General features: G+C 40.6%; 28 protein-coding genes. 6 read left to right on the forward strand and 22 right to left on the reverse strand.

Features of this window, described 5'->3' with window-relative positions; translation table 11 throughout:
• Positions 1 to 160 precede the first annotated feature (160 nt).
• The 3 genes from P1X15_RS10025 to P1X15_RS10035 are packed head-to-tail and all read left to right on the forward strand — an operon-like array spanning position 161 to position 4257.
• Positions 161 to 1384, forward strand: coding sequence for a hypothetical protein (locus P1X15_RS10025; protein ID WP_277337995.1), 1224 nt, complete (start codon positions 161 to 163; stop codon positions 1382 to 1384).
• 10 nt (positions 1385 to 1394) lie between these two features.
• Positions 1395 to 2444 (forward strand): hypothetical protein, encoded by a 1050-nt coding sequence (locus P1X15_RS10030; protein ID WP_277337996.1) that lies wholly within the window; start codon positions 1395 to 1397, stop codon positions 2442 to 2444.
• Entirely contained in the window at positions 2437 to 4257 is a 1821-nt protein-coding gene (locus P1X15_RS10035) for a metallophosphoesterase (RefSeq protein WP_277337997.1), read from the forward strand. The genes P1X15_RS10030 and P1X15_RS10035 overlap by 8 nt, the downstream gene beginning before the upstream one ends.
• Before the next feature lie 315 nt (positions 4258 to 4572).
• On the opposite strand, the gene P1X15_RS10040 is transcribed toward P1X15_RS10035, so the two are convergent.
• The 21 genes from P1X15_RS10040 to P1X15_RS10140 form a co-directional block, all read right to left on the reverse strand.
• Entirely contained in the window at positions 4573 to 6069 is a 1497-nt protein-coding gene (locus P1X15_RS10040; protein WP_277337998.1) for a hypothetical protein, read from the reverse strand.
• A complete protein-coding gene (locus tag P1X15_RS10045) occupies positions 5990 to 6553 on the reverse strand; it encodes a hypothetical protein (RefSeq protein WP_277337999.1) in 564 nt (187 codons plus the stop codon). The genes P1X15_RS10040 and P1X15_RS10045 overlap by 80 nt, the downstream gene beginning before the upstream one ends.
• The gene (locus tag P1X15_RS10050) at positions 6550 to 6843 is read right to left on the reverse strand and encodes a hypothetical protein (RefSeq protein ID WP_277338000.1); all 294 of its coding nucleotides are present in this window, start codon (positions 6841 to 6843) and stop codon (positions 6550 to 6552) included. The genes P1X15_RS10045 and P1X15_RS10050 overlap by 4 nt, the downstream gene beginning before the upstream one ends.
• A gap of 1 nt (position 6844) precedes the next feature.
• Positions 6845 to 7186: a hypothetical protein gene (locus tag P1X15_RS10055; protein WP_277338001.1), complete on the reverse strand. Its 342-nt coding sequence runs from the start codon at positions 7184 to 7186 to the stop codon at positions 6845 to 6847.
• Positions 7183 to 7506, reverse strand: a complete 324-nt coding sequence (locus P1X15_RS10060; RefSeq protein ID WP_277338002.1) for a hypothetical protein — start codon at positions 7504 to 7506, stop codon at positions 7183 to 7185. The genes P1X15_RS10055 and P1X15_RS10060 overlap by 4 nt, the downstream gene beginning before the upstream one ends.
• A 4-nt stretch (positions 7507 to 7510) precedes the next feature.
• Positions 7511 to 8317: a hypothetical protein gene (locus P1X15_RS10065; RefSeq protein ID WP_277338003.1), complete on the reverse strand. Its 807-nt coding sequence runs from the start codon at positions 8315 to 8317 to the stop codon at positions 7511 to 7513.
• Positions 8318 to 8471: 154 nt separating this feature from the next.
• The gene (locus P1X15_RS10070) at positions 8472 to 8717 is read right to left on the reverse strand and encodes a hypothetical protein (RefSeq protein WP_277338004.1); all 246 of its coding nucleotides are present in this window, start codon (positions 8715 to 8717) and stop codon (positions 8472 to 8474) included.
• Between the two features lie 10 nt (positions 8718 to 8727).
• A complete protein-coding gene (locus P1X15_RS10075; RefSeq protein WP_277338005.1) occupies positions 8728 to 8913 on the reverse strand; it encodes a hypothetical protein in 186 nt (61 codons plus the stop codon).
• Positions 8910 to 9113, reverse strand: a complete 204-nt coding sequence (locus tag P1X15_RS10080) for a hypothetical protein (protein WP_273215605.1) — start codon at positions 9111 to 9113, stop codon at positions 8910 to 8912. Before P1X15_RS10080 ends, P1X15_RS10075 begins: the two co-directional genes overlap by 4 nt.
• Complete coding sequence (locus tag P1X15_RS10085) at positions 9103 to 9474, reverse strand: hypothetical protein (RefSeq protein WP_277338006.1); 372 nt, start codon at positions 9472 to 9474, stop codon at positions 9103 to 9105. Before P1X15_RS10085 ends, P1X15_RS10080 begins: the two co-directional genes overlap by 11 nt.
• Positions 9471 to 9689: a hypothetical protein gene (locus P1X15_RS10090; RefSeq protein ID WP_277338007.1), complete on the reverse strand. Its 219-nt coding sequence runs from the start codon at positions 9687 to 9689 to the stop codon at positions 9471 to 9473. Before P1X15_RS10090 ends, P1X15_RS10085 begins: the two co-directional genes overlap by 4 nt.
• Complete coding sequence (locus tag P1X15_RS10095) at positions 9689 to 10021, reverse strand: hypothetical protein (protein ID WP_273215610.1); 333 nt, start codon at positions 10019 to 10021, stop codon at positions 9689 to 9691. The genes P1X15_RS10090 and P1X15_RS10095 overlap by 1 nt, the downstream gene beginning before the upstream one ends.
• Positions 10022 to 10033: 12 nt before the next feature.
• Positions 10034 to 10399, reverse strand: a complete 366-nt coding sequence (locus P1X15_RS10100; protein ID WP_277338008.1) for a hypothetical protein — start codon at positions 10397 to 10399, stop codon at positions 10034 to 10036.
• A 2-nt stretch (positions 10400 to 10401) separates the two neighbouring features.
• Positions 10402 to 10737, reverse strand: a complete 336-nt coding sequence (locus P1X15_RS10105; protein ID WP_277338009.1) for a hypothetical protein — start codon at positions 10735 to 10737, stop codon at positions 10402 to 10404.
• Positions 10738 to 10744: 7 nt separating this feature from the next.
• The gene (locus P1X15_RS10110) at positions 10745 to 10903 is read right to left on the reverse strand and encodes a hypothetical protein (RefSeq protein WP_273215614.1); all 159 of its coding nucleotides are present in this window, start codon (positions 10901 to 10903) and stop codon (positions 10745 to 10747) included.
• Complete coding sequence (locus P1X15_RS10115) at positions 10900 to 11745, reverse strand: hypothetical protein (RefSeq protein WP_277338010.1); 846 nt, start codon at positions 11743 to 11745, stop codon at positions 10900 to 10902. The genes P1X15_RS10110 and P1X15_RS10115 overlap by 4 nt, the downstream gene beginning before the upstream one ends.
• Positions 11720 to 12031: a hypothetical protein gene (locus tag P1X15_RS10120; protein ID WP_273215618.1), complete on the reverse strand. Its 312-nt coding sequence runs from the start codon at positions 12029 to 12031 to the stop codon at positions 11720 to 11722. The genes P1X15_RS10115 and P1X15_RS10120 overlap by 26 nt, the downstream gene beginning before the upstream one ends.
• 29 nt (positions 12032 to 12060) lie before the next feature.
• Positions 12061 to 13425 (reverse strand): hypothetical protein, encoded by a 1365-nt coding sequence (locus P1X15_RS10125; RefSeq protein WP_277338011.1) that lies wholly within the window; start codon positions 13423 to 13425, stop codon positions 12061 to 12063.
• 187 nt (positions 13426 to 13612) lie between these two features.
• Positions 13613 to 13885 (reverse strand): hypothetical protein, encoded by a 273-nt coding sequence (locus P1X15_RS10130; protein ID WP_277338012.1) that lies wholly within the window; start codon positions 13883 to 13885, stop codon positions 13613 to 13615.
• 5 nt (positions 13886 to 13890) lie between these two features.
• Positions 13891 to 14193: a hypothetical protein gene (locus P1X15_RS10135; protein WP_277338013.1), complete on the reverse strand. Its 303-nt coding sequence runs from the start codon at positions 14191 to 14193 to the stop codon at positions 13891 to 13893.
• Entirely contained in the window at positions 14190 to 14312 is a 123-nt protein-coding gene (locus P1X15_RS10140) for a hypothetical protein (protein WP_277338014.1), read from the reverse strand. Before P1X15_RS10140 ends, P1X15_RS10135 begins: the two co-directional genes overlap by 4 nt.
• Positions 14313 to 14393: 81 nt before the next feature.
• On the opposite strand from P1X15_RS10140, the gene P1X15_RS10145 reads away from it, so the two are divergent.
• Entirely contained in the window at positions 14394 to 14717 is a 324-nt protein-coding gene (locus P1X15_RS10145) for a hypothetical protein (protein WP_277338015.1), read from the forward strand.
• Between the two features lie 151 nt (positions 14718 to 14868).
• On the opposite strand, the gene P1X15_RS10150 is transcribed toward P1X15_RS10145, so the two are convergent.
• Entirely contained in the window at positions 14869 to 15108 is a 240-nt protein-coding gene (locus P1X15_RS10150; protein WP_277338016.1) for a hypothetical protein, read from the reverse strand.
• A gap of 203 nt (positions 15109 to 15311) precedes the next feature.
• Here P1X15_RS10150 and P1X15_RS10155 point away from each other — a divergent pair, with 203 nt between their 5' ends.
• Both P1X15_RS10155 and P1X15_RS10160 read left to right on the forward strand, forming a co-directional pair.
• On the forward strand, positions 15312 to 16997 hold the full coding sequence (locus tag P1X15_RS10155) for a hypothetical protein (protein WP_277338017.1): 1686 nt from the start codon (positions 15312 to 15314) through the stop codon (positions 16995 to 16997).
• A 47-nt stretch (positions 16998 to 17044) separates the two neighbouring features.
• Positions 17045 to 17497, forward strand: a complete 453-nt coding sequence (locus P1X15_RS10160) for a hypothetical protein (protein WP_277338018.1) — start codon at positions 17045 to 17047, stop codon at positions 17495 to 17497.
• Positions 17498 to 17731: the final 234 nt, after the last annotated feature.

Consider the following 17731-nt stretch of genomic DNA (forward strand, 5'->3'; position numbering starts at 1 on the left):
CCATTTAAATACAATATTAACGATCTTTTAAATACAAAGGCCTTTAATGCAAAAATTAAAACTACTATTACCAAAACTCTCTTTTATCGACAATTTACTATTAAAAAACTCAAAAAAAACACAAAACTAACTTGACACTTTTACAATTCCATAACAAGCAATGAGCACTATATCAATAATAGATAGCAATAAAAAATTCACTCCTCTAAGATTTTACACAGAATTTCTAGAGAAGCTATCAGAATTTTACAAAACACACAGGTCAAAAAAAATAATCTTTAAATTATTTGAAAATGGCGACGAAAAAATTCACGAATCCTATTACAGAATTGACCCAATCACTTTACCACTATTATTAAGCATAATAGAGCAATTAAGCAAATTCCACAAAGAACCTCTAAATGTTTTACTATACAATAACGCCGCCACTATAAATGTACTTGAATTTTTATATAAATCAGATTTTTTCAAAACCGCTGGAAATGCAAATGAACACAATACTACTGGCAAAAATATAATAAATATTGACGAAAGATATTTTGGAGATTTTAAAGGAATAAAAATCCGCAGAGACCACCTCGTAAGGTCATATTCTATTAAAGAATTCAAAGTTAGCAGAGAGCCTAATTCATATATTGAAGAAATGAAATTAAGGGATTACATACTATCCACAACAACATATAAAATTTACAATCATTTCAAGGAATTATTATTCGAAAACGAATCAACCTTAAACAATCACAACTTATACATTGATATTCTATCTGAATTAGTCACTAATGGAATATTGCATTCCGGATCAACTACATATGCCATGATGTTTGTAGACAAATATAAAACAAAATTTTCTATATCTGATAACGGCATTGGATTAAAGGAATCCTTAGACAAAAAAAAAGACCTTTCATTCTATTATACTAAAAATGAATTCCAAGAGAGTATATATCAAACTCTCAAACCATCCATCTTGATTGACAGTTTCAAACCAATATTTGAAACCTTATTCTACTCCTCCCTTAAAGAACGACGGGGACTTTTTGATTTAATGCTTATTGTAGTCATTAAAAGCAACGGATATTTTAGATTACATACTGACAATTGCCAAATAATAGCTTCTAATAGAATTTTCGATCAATTACAAAAATTACACAAATACAGAGAAGAAATATTCAACAACCATATGTCTTTTGAATTAAAGAAAATAGAAAATGAAATTTACAGAAATACTACACTAAAATTAAAAGAAATGATAAAAGAATTATTTCTTGAACTTTTCAAAGATATAATAGAATATTATTCAGAGGACACAAGATATTCATCTTTACGATTCTTCAATGTAAGATTTCGTGGAGTACATATTGAAGTTGAAATCCCTAACATATAGATATATAGACATGATAATATCTAAAATCACATCACAAAACTTTATTTACTATAATTTACATAGTGAAGAGGTTGTTACATCAAATTTTATTGAAGAAAATAATAGTGGCATTTATTGTGATAGACTACAAATATCTACTATTCAACGTGTAGTAGAAGACATCGAACAACAAGAAGGTATTAAAAATATAGTACTTGACTTCAATAACATTGAAGCAATACAATCCAACTTAGGAAACTATATTATTCCTTTAAAAAACAATGGTTTCGCAATCGTCCTAACCAATATTCTCGAAAAACTAGTTGCCGATATGGGTTTTTTTTCACTATCAAATCCTAATAATTTACAAAAAAAACAACCCTCAAACGATAGACAATTTGAAACAACAAATACTAATCAATCAGTTTTTAAAAAATTCTATTTATTTGAAGCTAACAATAATTTTTTAAATGAAAACTTTATTCCAAATAAAATATTTAACAAACATTTTAAAAACATTTTAAAAAAATATATAGAGATTAATGAAAAGCCACACACATCCTCTTTTGTATATTTAAAATCATTTGTAAATATAAAAAAATTTATATCTCACGAAAAATCTCTATCAATTTTATCAATTTACAAACTTGCATTAAAAATCAAAAAAGAATGGGGAAAAGAAATTGAAAAAAAACCTATTTTAATTTGCCAAAGCTTAAATAGTTCTTATATAGTATCAATACTTTCCAGTTTACTAAAATTAGACATTCTAATATTGGACAAAATTGGGCCTATTAACAAACTTTACACTAGGCTTGGCAATAGTATCTCAAACGAGAGAAAGTATATAGTAGTATCAGATATGGTCTGCTTAGGTACTGAGGTTAAAATAGTTAAGAATCTTATAGAGTTCATAGGAGGAAAGTATTTAGGTAATGTTTCTATCATAAAAGCTGAAACTTTGAAAAAATCAGATATTTCAAGAAAAGATGCAACTTTATCAGTTTTTTCGATTGATAAAACTAATAACAAAGAATTAAACTATTACATAACTACTGAACTAGAGTTCACAAATGAATGACATCATAGTACACATCTCTGATTTGCACATATCAGACCATTATGGCATAGGACGTAATAATAAGAATACTTTTCTAAAAGCCGAATCAAAAAATGAAGAAAATCATGCATTTATAAACTCATTAGTGCATAAAATCAAAGAAATACAGCACAGGCACATATATTTAATAGTAACAGGAGATATATCAGACTGTGGCGAAAGTTGCGAATTCGAAATAGCAACTGAACTTATGAATAAGCTAATAACGGATTTAAATATCAAAGGTACACTTCAAATACCTGGCGACCACGATATACATAGAGATTCTATAAAAAACGTACTAAGGGAAACAAGAAAAAGAAGTGAGTCACCTTTCTCAGAATCTACGCTTCAAAACATCTCTCATGATATTACTAAAGCAAAGTTTAAAAATTTTAACACTTTCTATAAATCCATCAAAAACGAAGACTTTAACTCAGATAAAATTATTTTCGACTCTCTAGTCACTGAAAATATAGTTTTTCTTGGAATAAACTCTAATCATGAAATCAATCAAGACGGGGGAAAAGGATTCATTAATACTATTCAATTTGAAAATGAGTTACAAATTATAAAAGAAACATATCCTGGCCTAGAAATTGTTTTATGTATGCATCATAACTTGCACGGCGATTATGAGAATACCCAATCTGGACAATGGGATGTTGACAACAGAAGACTTTTGATTAGTGATTTTCAAAAACAAGGTGTTAAGTGTATATTATCTGGAAATGAGCACACACCAAACTCTAAATCCCTGTCTATATCAGAGATAATAATTAGTGATTCTGGCTCTATTTCATCGGTAAGCAACCCTCCAGGAAGTTTTAAAATTTATGAAATAATAAAAAATGAAAAAGGAATTTACTTAAAAAATAACCTATATACTTTAGTAAGTACAGGAAGTGCCAATGCACTTAAGTTTGGCAATTGGACTACCATTAATATCAGTGAAACAAAAGGCGCAGAAAAAGATTCTTTTATTCTAAAAGACCTTCCAACTCCTGTTTCTCCGTCCTCAATACAAGATTTACCACATAGTAACGACATTATTGAAATAAATCAAGAAATTAGCAACATAGAGATTCAAAGAAAAGTATATTCAAACCCTATTATTCAAGAAAAGTTATATCAAATTATAAAAGAAAGAAAACTTTTCCATCAAGGGCATTTTCATTGTAGTGAAACTTCAAGAACGCACAACTGGATAGACACTGCACGATTATTAGAAAAAGAAGAGGATTTGTTTTTTATAAAAAATGCAATTATAGATATAATATCAACATTTAATCTATCCTTCAATTGCAATTTAATAATTGGACTTGGATATGAAGGCAATATTATTGCCAGTAAAGCTGCGATAAAATACAACATTCCATATACTTTTTTACCATACGATTATAGGTACAAAGATCACCATGAATTTGAAAATAATATAAACTTCGACAATTCAGAGTACAAATATAAAAAAGCAATGATAATAACAGATGTTGTTAACACAGGCAGTACTATTATAAATTTAATCAAGGAAAAAGAGAGAACATTCTTTGAAAATACCGAAGAAATTACTATAATATCATTATTTTACACTGGACAAGACGAGCTAAATCATGATATATTAAATCATAAAATCAATGATATTACTACAATGTATCCACCTAAAAAAATTGAACTCTATTCTATCAAAGTAATTAAAATCGAAAGATGTCCTTATGGAGCAGACTATAAAAATACATGTTTTATCTACAGAGACCAATTAAATCCTGTATATAAATTTTATACTGAAGAAGAATAGCTTTTCTGTTTCACCAGCCTAATCAACAATATCGTAGCAATACAAATTCTTCAACATACTACCTCTTGGCAAGTATTAATATATATCAGGGAGGCAGGACAAATACAATATTTAATTACAAGAAAAAAAATAGAATAATTTCAACTTTAAAAGAGAAACATATTTTATTTTCCCTGTCTCTAGTATATCTTGTATTACATGTACAAAAGCAAGTTTTACTTATACTATATTGGGCTCAAGCCCCCATCAGCATAGAAAAAATTCCGTCATTGTTTTAGGTATGCAAAATTAAAATTCGTCCGAAATAAATCTAATTCACAACCAACCAACCGTTGGGATTACCGAGGTAGAGGCACCAAAGCGACCGATGCGACTGCCGTATTTGCCGCAGAGGTAGTAGTCTAGGGTGTCGGATAAGTGGGTGGCAAGTTCTTGGGGGATTTTGCTTCTTTCCGAATTTTTGTTCTTCGAAAAATCATCATTGATGGGGGCTTGCTGTACGCTGTAGATGAGTGGTTTAGCTCGCTTTTCGTTGATGCGTACTTTGGGCAAACGGGGGTTTTTCTCCAATAGGATTTCATCAATGAAGAAGTGTTTGTCTTTTCCCTGCCAGTTGAAAGAATTGACACGAGAGATGACCGTCCAACCCAAATCTCGGATGGTTTCGGAAAAGACATCTAATTGGGTTTGGACAGTATGGGCAGCCTTAGAGGTGGTGTTGCGGTCACCCCAGAGGTACACTACTTTTTTGCGATGCCCCACGTACTCTTCATTGAACTTGAAGGCTAGCCGCTGTACTAGGTTGGATTTTTCGTTGTTGGGCTTTACAAACAGTGCATTGAGGCAATGCTCGGTGCCGCTTTTTTCTTGCCAGACGGTGCAGCTGGTGAAGGCGGCGTTGGCATCAATCGACACTTCGATGGCAGCGTCGGGATTGTAGTCGTTTTGTTCTTTGTGCCATAGTCCTAGCTCATCGTCGAATTCGTAGGAATAACCGTAGGAAACGTGAAGCTCTGATTTGAAAGAGGGATAAAAGCCGTCGCCCGTGCCTTCGATGCGCTCGTTCATCATCTCTATTGCAAAGGTGATGGGGTCGAGCAGGTCGTATTGGGTTTGGACGTAGTCGGGTACTTTTTTGAGCAAGGCGTAATTGTCGTAGGCAGTAGCCGAAGCCCAGTAATATTTGTCGGGTTGGGTTTGGGCTAGCTCCTCGTACTTCCATATCCACTGCCCGGTAGTATCGGTAGGAACGGAGGTGAAGAAATAAAAGGCCAGATTGAGAGGGGATGAGATGTCGATGGGGGCGCGGTTGCGAGGGAGAATGATTTTGTTGACCCAATCTTCTTTGAACCATGCGGCCTCATCAATGAAGTTTTGGGAGTCATTGCCACCGCGATTGGTATTGGGGCGGTCGTAGGAACGTAGCTGCAAACAGTAACCTGACTTGAAGCTAATGACATTTTCCCATTTTTTGGGGGCAAACAGGGGACGCGGCCAATCGTCGGGGGGACGGCGGAAAAGGGTGTAATTGCCCCTACCTGTTTTTGGCTCGTATAAGTGCCAGCCGTACTGCTTCCAGATATCTTCGGACTGCTCGAGGATGATTTCGAGTGCCTGACCGAAGTGGGTACAGTTGAGCGAGGCTTTGGCACGGGGCAGCTGCCGAGCCGAAAGCCCAATGACGTGGTTGAGGGTGTTGGTCTTGGCGGAGCCACGACCGCATACGGCGGCTTTAATGCGCTGGGGAGCTTGGAGGAATTTGACCTGCCACGGGTTTAGGGGTATCGTGCCTGATGATTTCGTAGGGGACATCTATGACTTCGTAATTTAGGGTGGGCGGAACGGAGTAGTCGGTAAGGTCTTCTTCGGTGGTTTTTTCTTCGTTGTACGTACCGAGGATTTTGTTGATTTGGTCGTTGAGACGGGCGGCGGCGATGTGGTCACCAGCAGCCACGGCGTCTTTTTCGCGACGCTCTAAGTGCTGAAGACGGAAGGCTTTGCGCGCTCGAAGGGAAAGTTGCTGCATATCGCCAAAGAGCTCCAAGGCTTCGTTGACGATACGATTGGACATTTGGATACTGACGTGGTAATTCTGTCGTACAAACTTTACAATTGCGGCACGGGTCCAGACGGGTTCGGCTTCGTCGGGTTCGTTTTGCCCAAAGAGAAGCATGACTCGCTCGTAGCGGTCGAGGGATTTTTTTTCTTCCTCATTGAGGTCGGTAGTACCAGCGTAGTAGTCGCGGTACTTTTGTAGCTTGTCTTCGTCGGGAAGAAGGCGAACGGCACGGGTCATTTTAGTACAAAATAAAGGGTGAGAGCGGCACCGATGCGCCACGCCCAACGTTCGAGCTGGGCACGGCGAAAACGGCGATGCAGATGGTCGTAACTGGTATTGGCAGCGTGAAGGCGCGCGGCCATGTCGTTGGCGTCGGTTCGGAGCTTGCTCGACTGTACTTGGCATCCGATGAGCTGCGTTTGGAAACTGGTGACTTGCGTCGTCTTGAGGTGCAAGGCGGTTTTGGCATCTTGATAGCGTAGGAGGCTGTCGTAGATGGCACGGGAATTTTGGATATAGGACTCCAACTCACTTTTTTCGGAGGTGGGCGTTGATTGCGCGTATGGCTTGAAGCTCGCTAAGGTGAGCAATGCTGTCAGAACGAATACGCTGCTGAAGGCCAAGAATGGTTTCATCTTTGAGGGCAATGGTGTTGGCGTTTTGGGCTAATTGGGTAGCGACGTTTAGGGAGTCGCGTAGGCGTTGCTCTTGCAAGGCGGCATCCGCAGCAAGCTGCTGGACTCGGTTGAGCTGCTGTGAGTGGATGACCATGCCTAACCAAACCCCCGTGGCGAGGGTAAGGAGGTAGGTAATGGTGGGTAGGAGCCATTTGGGAAACTTGACTCCTACCAAAAAGCGCAGGATTTTCATGGGATAGCGTTTAAAATCATGCCTATAGCCGCCTCAAGGTCTTGGGCTTTGATGGGCATCAGCTGGGTGTCCCCTTGAGTTACGGGCATTTCGACCAGTGACGAGGAGCCGTCTGGATTGGGCAGGGTGAGGGTTTTGTTAACGACTTCTTTCAAGAAAAACTCTGAGGTAGTGACGCCTTTGGTGCGACTTCCACGGATGACAACTTCAAATTCGGTATCGACGGTGAGACCTAATTCGGCAATGGCTTCTTCTTTCTGTGCAGCAGAAAGGTTGGTATAGATTTTTTTGAAGAGTTCTTCGGTGAGATTGATTTGCATAGTCTTACCACGAAGTGGTGTTTTGAGTAAGTGATCCTTTCAGTTTAAGATTGCCAGCGTTGTCGAGGTACATCATGGGAGGATAGGTGGCGTAGTTGGTGGCATCAAATTCAACCGTGCCGGTGGGCGTAGTGGTGGTAGTAGCCTCTGAGGGGTAAAGGGTGGCATTTTCGCGACTGATGACATTGTACCTGACAAGATTGTAAGTAGGGTTAACTTTGATGTAAATGTCGACGGTATTGTCGGCATTGCGCATGGCTAGGAGACCAGCGACGATGTTGTCGGAGAGGGAGCCTTTGCCTCCTGTAATGTACCAACGGTATTTGTTGGCCGATGAAGTACCGCCGCGATTGGCAATGATGTAACGAGCCACTAGGAAATGGTCGGCACTCCACAGACGTGCCATGACTAGCTCCACGACAAGGTTATCGTAATTGGCACTGTCTTCTGCATACTTTAGGCGGGCGATTTTCAGGTAAGTAGTGCTACCGAAGGCATTGCCCATGTACTTGGTCATGCTTATGCCATTCAGAATACCCGTGACCGAAAGATTGCCTGCGGCCGTGAGGTCACTCCCTGATTCGGAAAGGATGCTATCGGCAAAACCTGTGGAGGTGCGCCGTGGCAAACGCCCTACGGTGGGATTGACAGTATCGCCCATGGAGGCGGCTGGATCCCATGCGCCGTCGTTGGTAAGGTGATTGAGCAAGGATTCGAGATAGTCGGCTACCTCCGTAGCAGTGACGGGGTCTTGGGGCGTGGCCAACCGAATCTGGTTGATGTAAGCTAAAACTTGTGAACGTGTAGGCATGGAGGCTTAACTTTTTTTGACGAAGGTAAGCTCTCTCTCAAGAGGCAGAAAGGACGGGATTTTAATGAAAAAACCCGTCCCCTAGCAAGGGCGGGCTTAGTAATAAAAACACTGATAGAGATAACTCTATTGGGCAGCGAAGGTACGGAAAATGTTAGGATTCTGCGATTTCGTCAAAAGCTGTGATGACGCTTTGGCAAGTGCTGATAAGCTCATCATCTTCGGCATCGAATTTCTGGTCGCGTATTTCAGGCGTCAGAAACCCCAAATTAAAAGAAAGCTCTATGCCGTCTTTGAAAGTAACAAAGCAGAGAAGGGGGTTGTCGTTTTCGTCATCATGCTTTTTCATGACGGCGAATTGATAGCCGCCTATTTCAAATATTTTTATCCATTTTTCCATGTGATGTGCTTTAGGAGGCGATGGCCTCGTTTAGGTCAACGGACAATTCTTGAGAAACACTCGTAGAATCGGCGTTGAGGTGTAAGGTGATTTGAGCTTGGAGACCTTCTGACTGGGCAACAGCCAAGAGAAAATTGAGCCGATTTACTTCGGCTCTGATTTTGGTAGCGAGTTCGTTTTTACGATTGTGATTCATTTTAATTGGCGGTTGGCAAGTTCTAGGTACTTTTCGTTGCGGATACGGATACGCACTTCTAGGCTGTCTTTGGTGATGTTGACGACTTGGCCTTGGATGACGGCGTAGGTCATGCCATGAACTTGGAGGGTAGTTATTTGGTCGGGGGGGATATCTGGAGTATCGGTAGATACGCCGCGACTGAAGCAACTAAAAATCAAAAAGCTGCTCAGAAATGTACCTATTTTTAGGGCTTTTGGGCGTAGCGTCTTCATCTAATTCAAGGGTTTTGTAATTGATACCTGATTGCTTTTGATAGGCTTTTACGGCCTTTTCTAGGGTTTTGAGAAGTTCAGCAGGCGTTTCAAAGTCCCCTAGTGGTTTTTCCTTTTTTAAAAAGCCAATTACAAATTGAGCCGCGGTTTGATTAGCACACTCTTCGGGATATATGGCTAAGTTAATCTCTGCACTAAGTCTAAATCGGTATGATTCCCAGACCGATTGACTGATGAAAAATTTATTTTTGGGCGAGATGCGAAGCAGGATTGCTTTTACTTCATCTCTTAGTTGGGTTAGTGTCATGATTCATCTCCTTTCTGAGTGTTAAATTCATCTTCATCAAAATAGTCATTTTCATCAAAAGAGTCATCGTCATCGTACAATGCATCACGAGCCTCACTAGACTCTTGGCAGTATTCACAGCTTTCGCACCTTTTAGGTGTAAGGTCAACTATTGAATCGTCCCAACTTCCTGAGCAGTAGCATTCGCCACCGCATATACAACATGGGTGTGCCATTATGAGTCACCTCCTTTCAATGGGTCAAGTGAGGCTTGGACTGCTACTGACCAATGCTCAATGAGTTTTGTTCTTAGTTTTTCCAAATTTGCGACGGCTTCACGATAACCTTTGAGTTCTAAAGCATTGGGGGCATTGAGGTAGCTGCTGTAAAAGAAATTGTACCTGATGGAACTCCCTGACTTAAAGAATACTTCGATGTAGAGCGTTTTGTAGGTACCGCTTATCCCTGATGGCCCGGTATCAGTTCGACAGGGGCCAACGGCCATGATATCGGTGAGGTCAATCGTATGACCCGTGAAAATCGTGGTTAAGACTTTTTGATTATTCATTGTTGCAGTTGGTTATGATAAAATTATGGTCTCCATTTTTTTGGCTTCTTGCTCGGTCAGGGGGTGGCCTTTGTTAATCTTTTCCACTATTTTCATCAAATAGTCGGTGGTGGGTGACGAACGTTTGAGAATCCAATGCGTGGTGATAAGGCATTTTTGGCCTTTGTGGGTAGACAAAAGCTCCAAAAACGACTCTTTAAATTCTTCGGTAAACCCATAAGGGTAGGTTCTCATTGAGTTAGCCAATTGTAGAAAAGCATCGTCAATGAATTGCACGGTGTTGATTTTGTCGGTGCCACCTGCTTCAATGAAAGAAGACAGTGCATTGACACCAAGAGTAGCAAATTTATCTTGGGTGATGATGGCAAATCTTAACATGGTTATTGAAAGTTTTGGTTGTTGAATCCAAGATTGATGAGTGCTCGGTCGAGTTGCCCCAGTATTTGACCTTTGAATTCGTCGGTATGAGACTCAGGGATGAGGTCTTGGTATAGGGCAATGGCCTCGGACGGTTTGAGAGTAATACTACGGCTTTGGGATTGGCGAGCATTGGCTATCAATTGGAGGGCTTTTCGAGAAAAATAGTCTGTCAAAACCAAATGAGCCACCGAACTATTGAAACCAAGACTATGAGTGTTTTTGGTAATCGTTTCTAAATGGCAGTACAAGGATGCAAACTCAATGGGATGCAACTTGATGGTGATTTTAGGGAGCATGGTCAGGTCAGTGATGGTCGTATTTCCAACTTGAGCTATATTCGACAAGCGACAAAACGGGAAGCAGAATGATGATACACACAATCGCTACAAAGGCGGCAAATAGACTAGCTAATGCCATAAACACAACGAGGATGATTTCAAAAACGGCAATGAGAGTTTTCATGAGAGGAGATGGATGAGTTCATCGGGTTTCTTTTTCTTACGTTTGTTGCCTTGGCCACTCTCGGCATTGACGGCGGTAGCTGCGGTGAGTAGTTCGAGCATGGCTTTTTGTTCGAGAATGGGCAGCCGTTTGAAGTTTGTGACCCAGCGCCGTTGCATCCTTGTGATATCTTCACGCTCTCGGTAATTGGAGCCTAGATAGCGGTAATCGTGAAGCTCGGTGAGGGCTGGGTAATTCATCCAAAGTTGCTCAGTGACACGCCCGTGGCGGGTCTGGGCGGAGATTTCGGCAACTTCCCAATGCTCAAACAGACGGTCATCATAGATTTCGTTTTTATAGGTACTTATGGCGATTTTGGCGTAAGTATATTCCCGAATGTTGTTGAGCAGGGCTAGGTGCTCTTGGTCGGATAGCTCATACTTATAACTTGGTCGGCTATCGCGCCGCGCCGTAAGAGGGTATGGAGGGTCGAGGTAAATGAAATGATGTTTGTTTTGGTCAAGCAAGTCAGCATAATCATTGATGTACTCGAGTGCGTCTTCTATGAAATAGAATGCTCCTGGTCCCGTGCGGTAAATGCGGTTGTTGAAATCGACGATATCAAAGCAACGTTGGATTCCTAGCTTGGTGTAGTAGGCTTCTAAGGTAGCATCGCGCTCAATGATGAAGGTGCGATACGAGGGCTTTTTGTGACGAAAGATGCCAACTTTACCTCCAAATAGCTCAAAATAAGTAGCATGAGGAGGGATTCGATTGATGATTTGGTGGAAATGACCGTCGCCAGATTTGCCACCGTAGTAGTGATTGTCCATCGTATTATTGCCAGCCTTTGCCTTTGTCAAACTGGGCGATTTTATCGCCTCGATTGCCGACGTTGTTGTGAAAAATAGCTCCCGACACCACGCGACCTTGCCAACCTTCGGGGGTTTCGTGTTCGATGCGGTGCTTCCAATACTGTACCCAATATCCTTTGTGGCCGTATTGCCATTTGCCTCGGTAGCGGATATCGCCTGAGTAGAAGGTACGGCGGTTGCCGTCGATGAAGCACACAATGACTTGGATGCTTGCTTCCTCTTTGAGGGGGTCAGGGTTGGCCTGACGGGTCCGAGGGGTGTTTTGAGTTGTCATTTATCTATCAGTGTTTATGGTAAAAAAATCTAATTTTTCCTTTTGATGACCTTGGTAAAGCCGCGTTGGAATACGACGGGCTTGTCTTGGCCAACGGTGATGGCGAGGGCTTTGAAGCGGTCGAGAACGGCTTCGCCGAAGCGTTGGAGGCTCTGCTCGATGGTACGGTAGGCTTCGAGATAGGTGAGTTTTTGAAGTTTGGCCGGGGCTGTGCCGCACCGGTGTTTTTGTAGGGCCCTAATAGCACGGGATACCACTTGACGGGTGTAGTGCATACGATAGAGCTGCTGGCTATTGCGGAGCCATTGGGCAGTGGCTCGGAAACCTCGCTCGTTTTCCCAATCGAAATATCCTGCTCCTTCTCTACCCCATGCGTATGGCTCAGGAATGAATTTGTTGGGGTGTTTGGCGTAGTAGCTTGAGACCATTTCGATGCGCTGGTATAGCTCTTTTTGGTAATTGTCCCATTCTTTTTCTGACATTTCGGGTTCAAAATGATGATATACCGACCTGCGAATGGTAGCTAGGGCTAACTCTTCCTGCCAAGGCTGAAAATCGCGTGAGGGGTAGAGCAATTGCTTGGCATAGAGCCAAAAACTGTGCAAGAAACCCTCAAAAATCGCCTGTTTTTGGGCATCGGTGCGCTCTTGGTGGCGTCGTTTTCGCGCCGCCGCGCCGCGCCCCCCCTGATTGTCACAGTGACCTACAGTGACATTGGCTTCTAACGTGGGGGTTTTGCCTTCATCTGGCTGTTGCTGTTCGGTGTCGCCGTGAATGTCACCGTGTGATACTGCTTGACTTTCCGCTTTTTGAATGTCGCTGTGCTTATTACTGACATTATCTATTTCTATATCTTTGTTACTATAAGTCACAGTAACTCTATGCGGAAAATTTTTGTCTGATTGGGCTAAAACCTGCGCTGTGATGGTGGACAATTTTTGTTGGTCAGCTTCCATTTGTGGACAATCGAAGAGGATTTCTGGGTTTATCCACACTTCAAAATCGGCCTCTGAGCCGTGAAATTTGTAATCTGAGACTATTTTGGCATCACGTAGGGTGGCCAGATGATTGCGACTGGTGCGGTCGGAAAACGAACGCCAAGCGGCAATCTGGACGCCATTGGTAGTCAGGGACGGTAAGCCGTCTGTAAAGGCGGCATCTCCGATGCTGGAGATGGTTTTGTAATACTCCTTGACGTAGGCTTTGACCAAATGCTCGGCGGTAGCCTTGGTGGAAGCATTGATGCGCTTGGGCCGATAAGCGATGGTTTTGGTACTACCGCTTGTGTATGTACGCACAAAGGTTTTGACAGGCATGGCCTCGTTTAGTTCTTGGACATTTTGGTGGAGCCTACGAAGGGCGGCACCTTGGTCGATGGTACGCGGATACTGCATCTTTGATTTGAGGGTTTACAAACCGTCCCCCTGACCCCCTCTTAAAGGGAGCACCAAGGGAGCATCGGTGGTGTTTTCTTCATAGGTGAGTGAGACCCATGAAGATGACAAGGCTAGTGCTATGTCGGTGGCTGCTCAGGGAGGATTCGAACCTCATACCCCAATGGTGGACAGAGCAGGGAAAGGACTAGGTTTGGGGGGCAAGTTCGGGCGAGGAGTCTGCCTCCGAAAGGACGTTTTTTAGGATGAAAAGTTGAGCTTGCAGAATGTCGGGAAAAACATCATGAATGATGGCCGTCTCGGTCTCGTCGAAAACGTTGGCGTGAACGGTAGAGTCGTTGATGACTCGGTAGCTTGCGACGATACGTGCGGTAAGTTTTGGGATACCATCGACGCGTGGTTCTTGCACATCGGAAAGCAGAAATCCTCGTTCGGGGTGATTGGCATATAACCATTGCATAGTATTTAGGAGGTTTGAGATTTGGAGTGTTTACGTTTGTGGCCATTGAGTGCCATTTGGGTCCGAAAAGGCGGCTCACCAGCGCAATCGGGGTGAGGGCAGGGATAGCCTTCCGATACTGAGACGGGAGGTACGACGGGAGCAGGTTGTAACTTTTGGCGGAGGTAATCGAGCGGGGCAACACCTGCTAAAAAAGCATGGCGGAGGATGTCTTGGAGCATCTGCCGCTGGAGATAATCTTCGCCCGGGCTTTGGAGACCTCTCTCCAAAGCAGCATCCATTTGCTGGAGGCGGTAGGTTAGGCTCATAGTCTATTGTCGGTTTTAGGTTTGCGACGAATCAACCACCATAGGGCTAATACGGGGCCATCGAAGAGCAGAAGAAATACGAGCGTGGCTTCGAGCCAAAAACGAGCTTCGGGGTTCATGATTGAGCGACAAAAGAGGGTTTGTAAAACATTTTTAGTTAAACTATATTCAAGCCGAACGATTGAAATTTGACTATTACGATGAGACCTCAATTTGAATACGACATTCAGGTTTTTGACCTTGAAGAAAGAAATGCTGACCTTATCAAAAATGTACTTAATAAAAAAGGGAGGGAGGGGTTTGCCATTGCTTCGGTAAATGAAATGGCAGGCTATAAAGGTCCCAAGAAAATTATGTACACATTGACCCGTGAGAAAAGAGACTATAACCCGTTTGAAGAGCCTGAATTTTTCAGAACCTCACAAGGGTTTATTCCTCCTACGTCGTCTGATGAGAAGACTTTTTCGAGTAAAGTGAACAATTTGCCACTGCTAAAGCCCGGTGATGAAGAATCTGACTTCTGATAGCCTCTAACTGTACATCTAGCTTCTCTTCAAATCCTGCTTTGACTATATCGCCGTCAGAATTATCAACGGTCAGTTGAACTGCTATGCCTTCTAATTCACTGCTATTGGCATTTGAAATGAATTTTACTCTGAACATGAGTGATTGGGTTTATGAATGAAAAGTAAGTTGGTGCTCAGTGTAATGATTGTGATAACGCTGCACAGTCTCCATCAGCCAATTCAGTTCTTTGGGAGTAGGGATTTCCGAACTTCCTACGGCCATCATCATTGTAAACTGCTGGTCGGTAGAGTACCCAAAAAGCTCTACAAAATCTTTCTTGATTTCGGAGCGGGCTTTCTTTTTGATGACCCCATCATGGTACATCAGACGTACTTCTTCGAGTGTCATAACTTTGCCGTTTAGTAAATAATTATTCGATTTATTACAACTATTTTCTAAAAAGTTGTTTATTTGTTGTTGTAATTGAATACAAATATTGTATAATTATATGATACTATCAAATAATTATACGAAATAAAATTTTACAAATAATGCAAATTATTGAAAATCAATAATTTAAAAAATAAATATATATAATAATTATGCTATTTATGTCGACAAAATATCGAGTATTTCTGCTATTTATTCTGTTTGTCTGCGGATGTAAGGAGACTCCTGAGCCAGAATATGAATATATTATAGAGAACATTTCTAAACATACTGTAATTGCCTATAATAATGATGCTACTAGTCCTATAGACAATTTCGAAGAAGTGTCGCTTGAACCTCAGACGAGAGCTACAGTTAAAACCAAGTCACCAGATGGATTAAAACCTACGTTTAGGTCGTCGGATCCTGATTTAGTGTTTGATATCAAGAGGGATATAGACAAAAAGACTTACTATGTAAACGCTGACTATAAATACTATGAATATACTCTTGAAAACCTATCAAATTTTACCATAACAGTATTTAACAATGATACCATATCTCTTAAAGACAACTTTAATGAAGTAACAATTGCTCCTAAAACTAAAGCTACTGTCAAAACAAAGTCCGCAGACGGGTTAAAACCAAAACTTAAATCTTCTGACCCTGATTTAGTATTCGAAGTGAAGAGCGACGCTGAAAAGAAGGTTTATTACTTGAGTGCTGACTACAAACAGTATGAATACATTGTTGAAAATATATCTAATTTTCCTATCACAGTTTATAATAATGATGTTACTACTCCAAAAGACAATTTTGAAGAAGTAACGATTGCTCCTAAATCTAAAGCTACTGTCAGAACTAAATCCGCAGAGGGATTAAAACCCAAACTTAAGTCGCCTGATCCTGATTTGGTACTGGATGTAAAGAGCGATACTGAAAAAAAGGTCTATTATCTAAATGCCGATTATAAATACTATGAGTATACACTTGAGAACATATCCAATTTCTCAGTTATAGCTTATAATGACGACAGAAATAGTCCCAAGGATAATTTTGAAGAAGTGAATATAACACCGAAAATGAAAGTCGTGGTTAAAACCAAATCGTCTGACGGACTAATTCCTAAGCTAAAGTCACCAACCCAAGATTTAATATTTGATGTTAAAACCGATGGAAGTAAAAAGCACTATACCATAAACGCTGATTATCAGTACTATGAATATATTATAGAAAATACCTCTAATTTCCCTATCATAGTTTACAATAATGATTCTAGTAACCCAAAAGGGAACTTTTCTGAAACTACAGTTAATCCTAATTCTAAAATTGTAATTAAGACGAGAAATGGCAATGGAATGGTACCAATGATGAAATCAGGTGACAGAATCACAGAATACGAAATTAGTGGTAAGACTTATATTCTAAATGCCTACTTAAATACATTAGAGTATATTTTTTCTGGAACTTCTAAAACTGTAAATATATACTATACTACTCCTGAAGGGAAACGTGATTCTTTGCTTAATGTGAATTTACCTTCAGAGTTAAAATTCAAGTTGTTTGGCGTGGAAACCGCTCAGATAACTGTTTACAAACCTTATGTATCAGGTAACATCACAATTGAGGTTTATTTTAAAGGAAAATCAGTCCACAAACTTACTGGAAGTGACCCTCACTTACGTTTAACCTCTTCCTATAATACAAAAACGAAGAAGGCTACCGAATCACGTTCAGCTCCTGAAGAGTGGCCTTGTGGAGTTTATAATGGCCGAACTCTAATTACAGGGCCAAGAGGAGGCTGTTACTACATTAATTCAAATGGCAATAAAACGTATGTAGATAGAAGTTACTGTAATTGTGACTAATCAGAAAATTGAAATCAATTTTAAAAACAAATAAATGTATTAAGGGTATGGAACATCCAATTGCAAGCCGAATTGAGAGTTTGATTAATGCGCTTAAGATGAACAGGAATACCTTCGCAAAATCGCTAAATAAAAGTTTTAGCTCTATTCAAATTATAGTTGAAGGGAAAAGTAAACCGGGTTATGACTTATTAGAAACCATTTTGTTAGCATATCCTCAGGTAAACCCTAGTTGGTTGATGAAAGGAGAGGGTGAAATGTTTTTAAATGAAGAAAGTAAGCACATCGCTCCAACTGATTATCTTCAAAATCATCTACAAAAGCTGGAAGAAAGCTTTCAGCGCCTTAATCAACAGATTGAAGTGAAAGATAAGCAAATTGAGTATTATCAGCGTCAGAATGAGCGCTTGATGGATTTACTGGGAAAGCCTAGTGACGTAATTGGAGAGGCAAAGGTTATGCCGCTTTGGAAAAAAGTAGAAATTAGACAGATTATCTAATTTTTTATCCATTCGCGGTTACGTTTGCAATTACGTCGTAGTTTCCATACAATGGAAACACCTCAATATCAAATAGTTACCCAGAGGGGTGAGAATCTCTTCCCCTCTGCCCAATTTTCTCATTTTCAGTAATTTACATAAATAAATGCTTGTTTTTTAAAAGGCACAGATATACATTCGAGGGCTTTATTGGCTTCGTCAGTATTTTACACCTCATTACTTTACTAAAATAGC

The organism is Runella sp. MFBS21, assembly GCF_029433105.1.
Taxonomy (GTDB): Bacteria; Bacteroidota; Bacteroidia; order Cytophagales; family Spirosomataceae; genus Runella.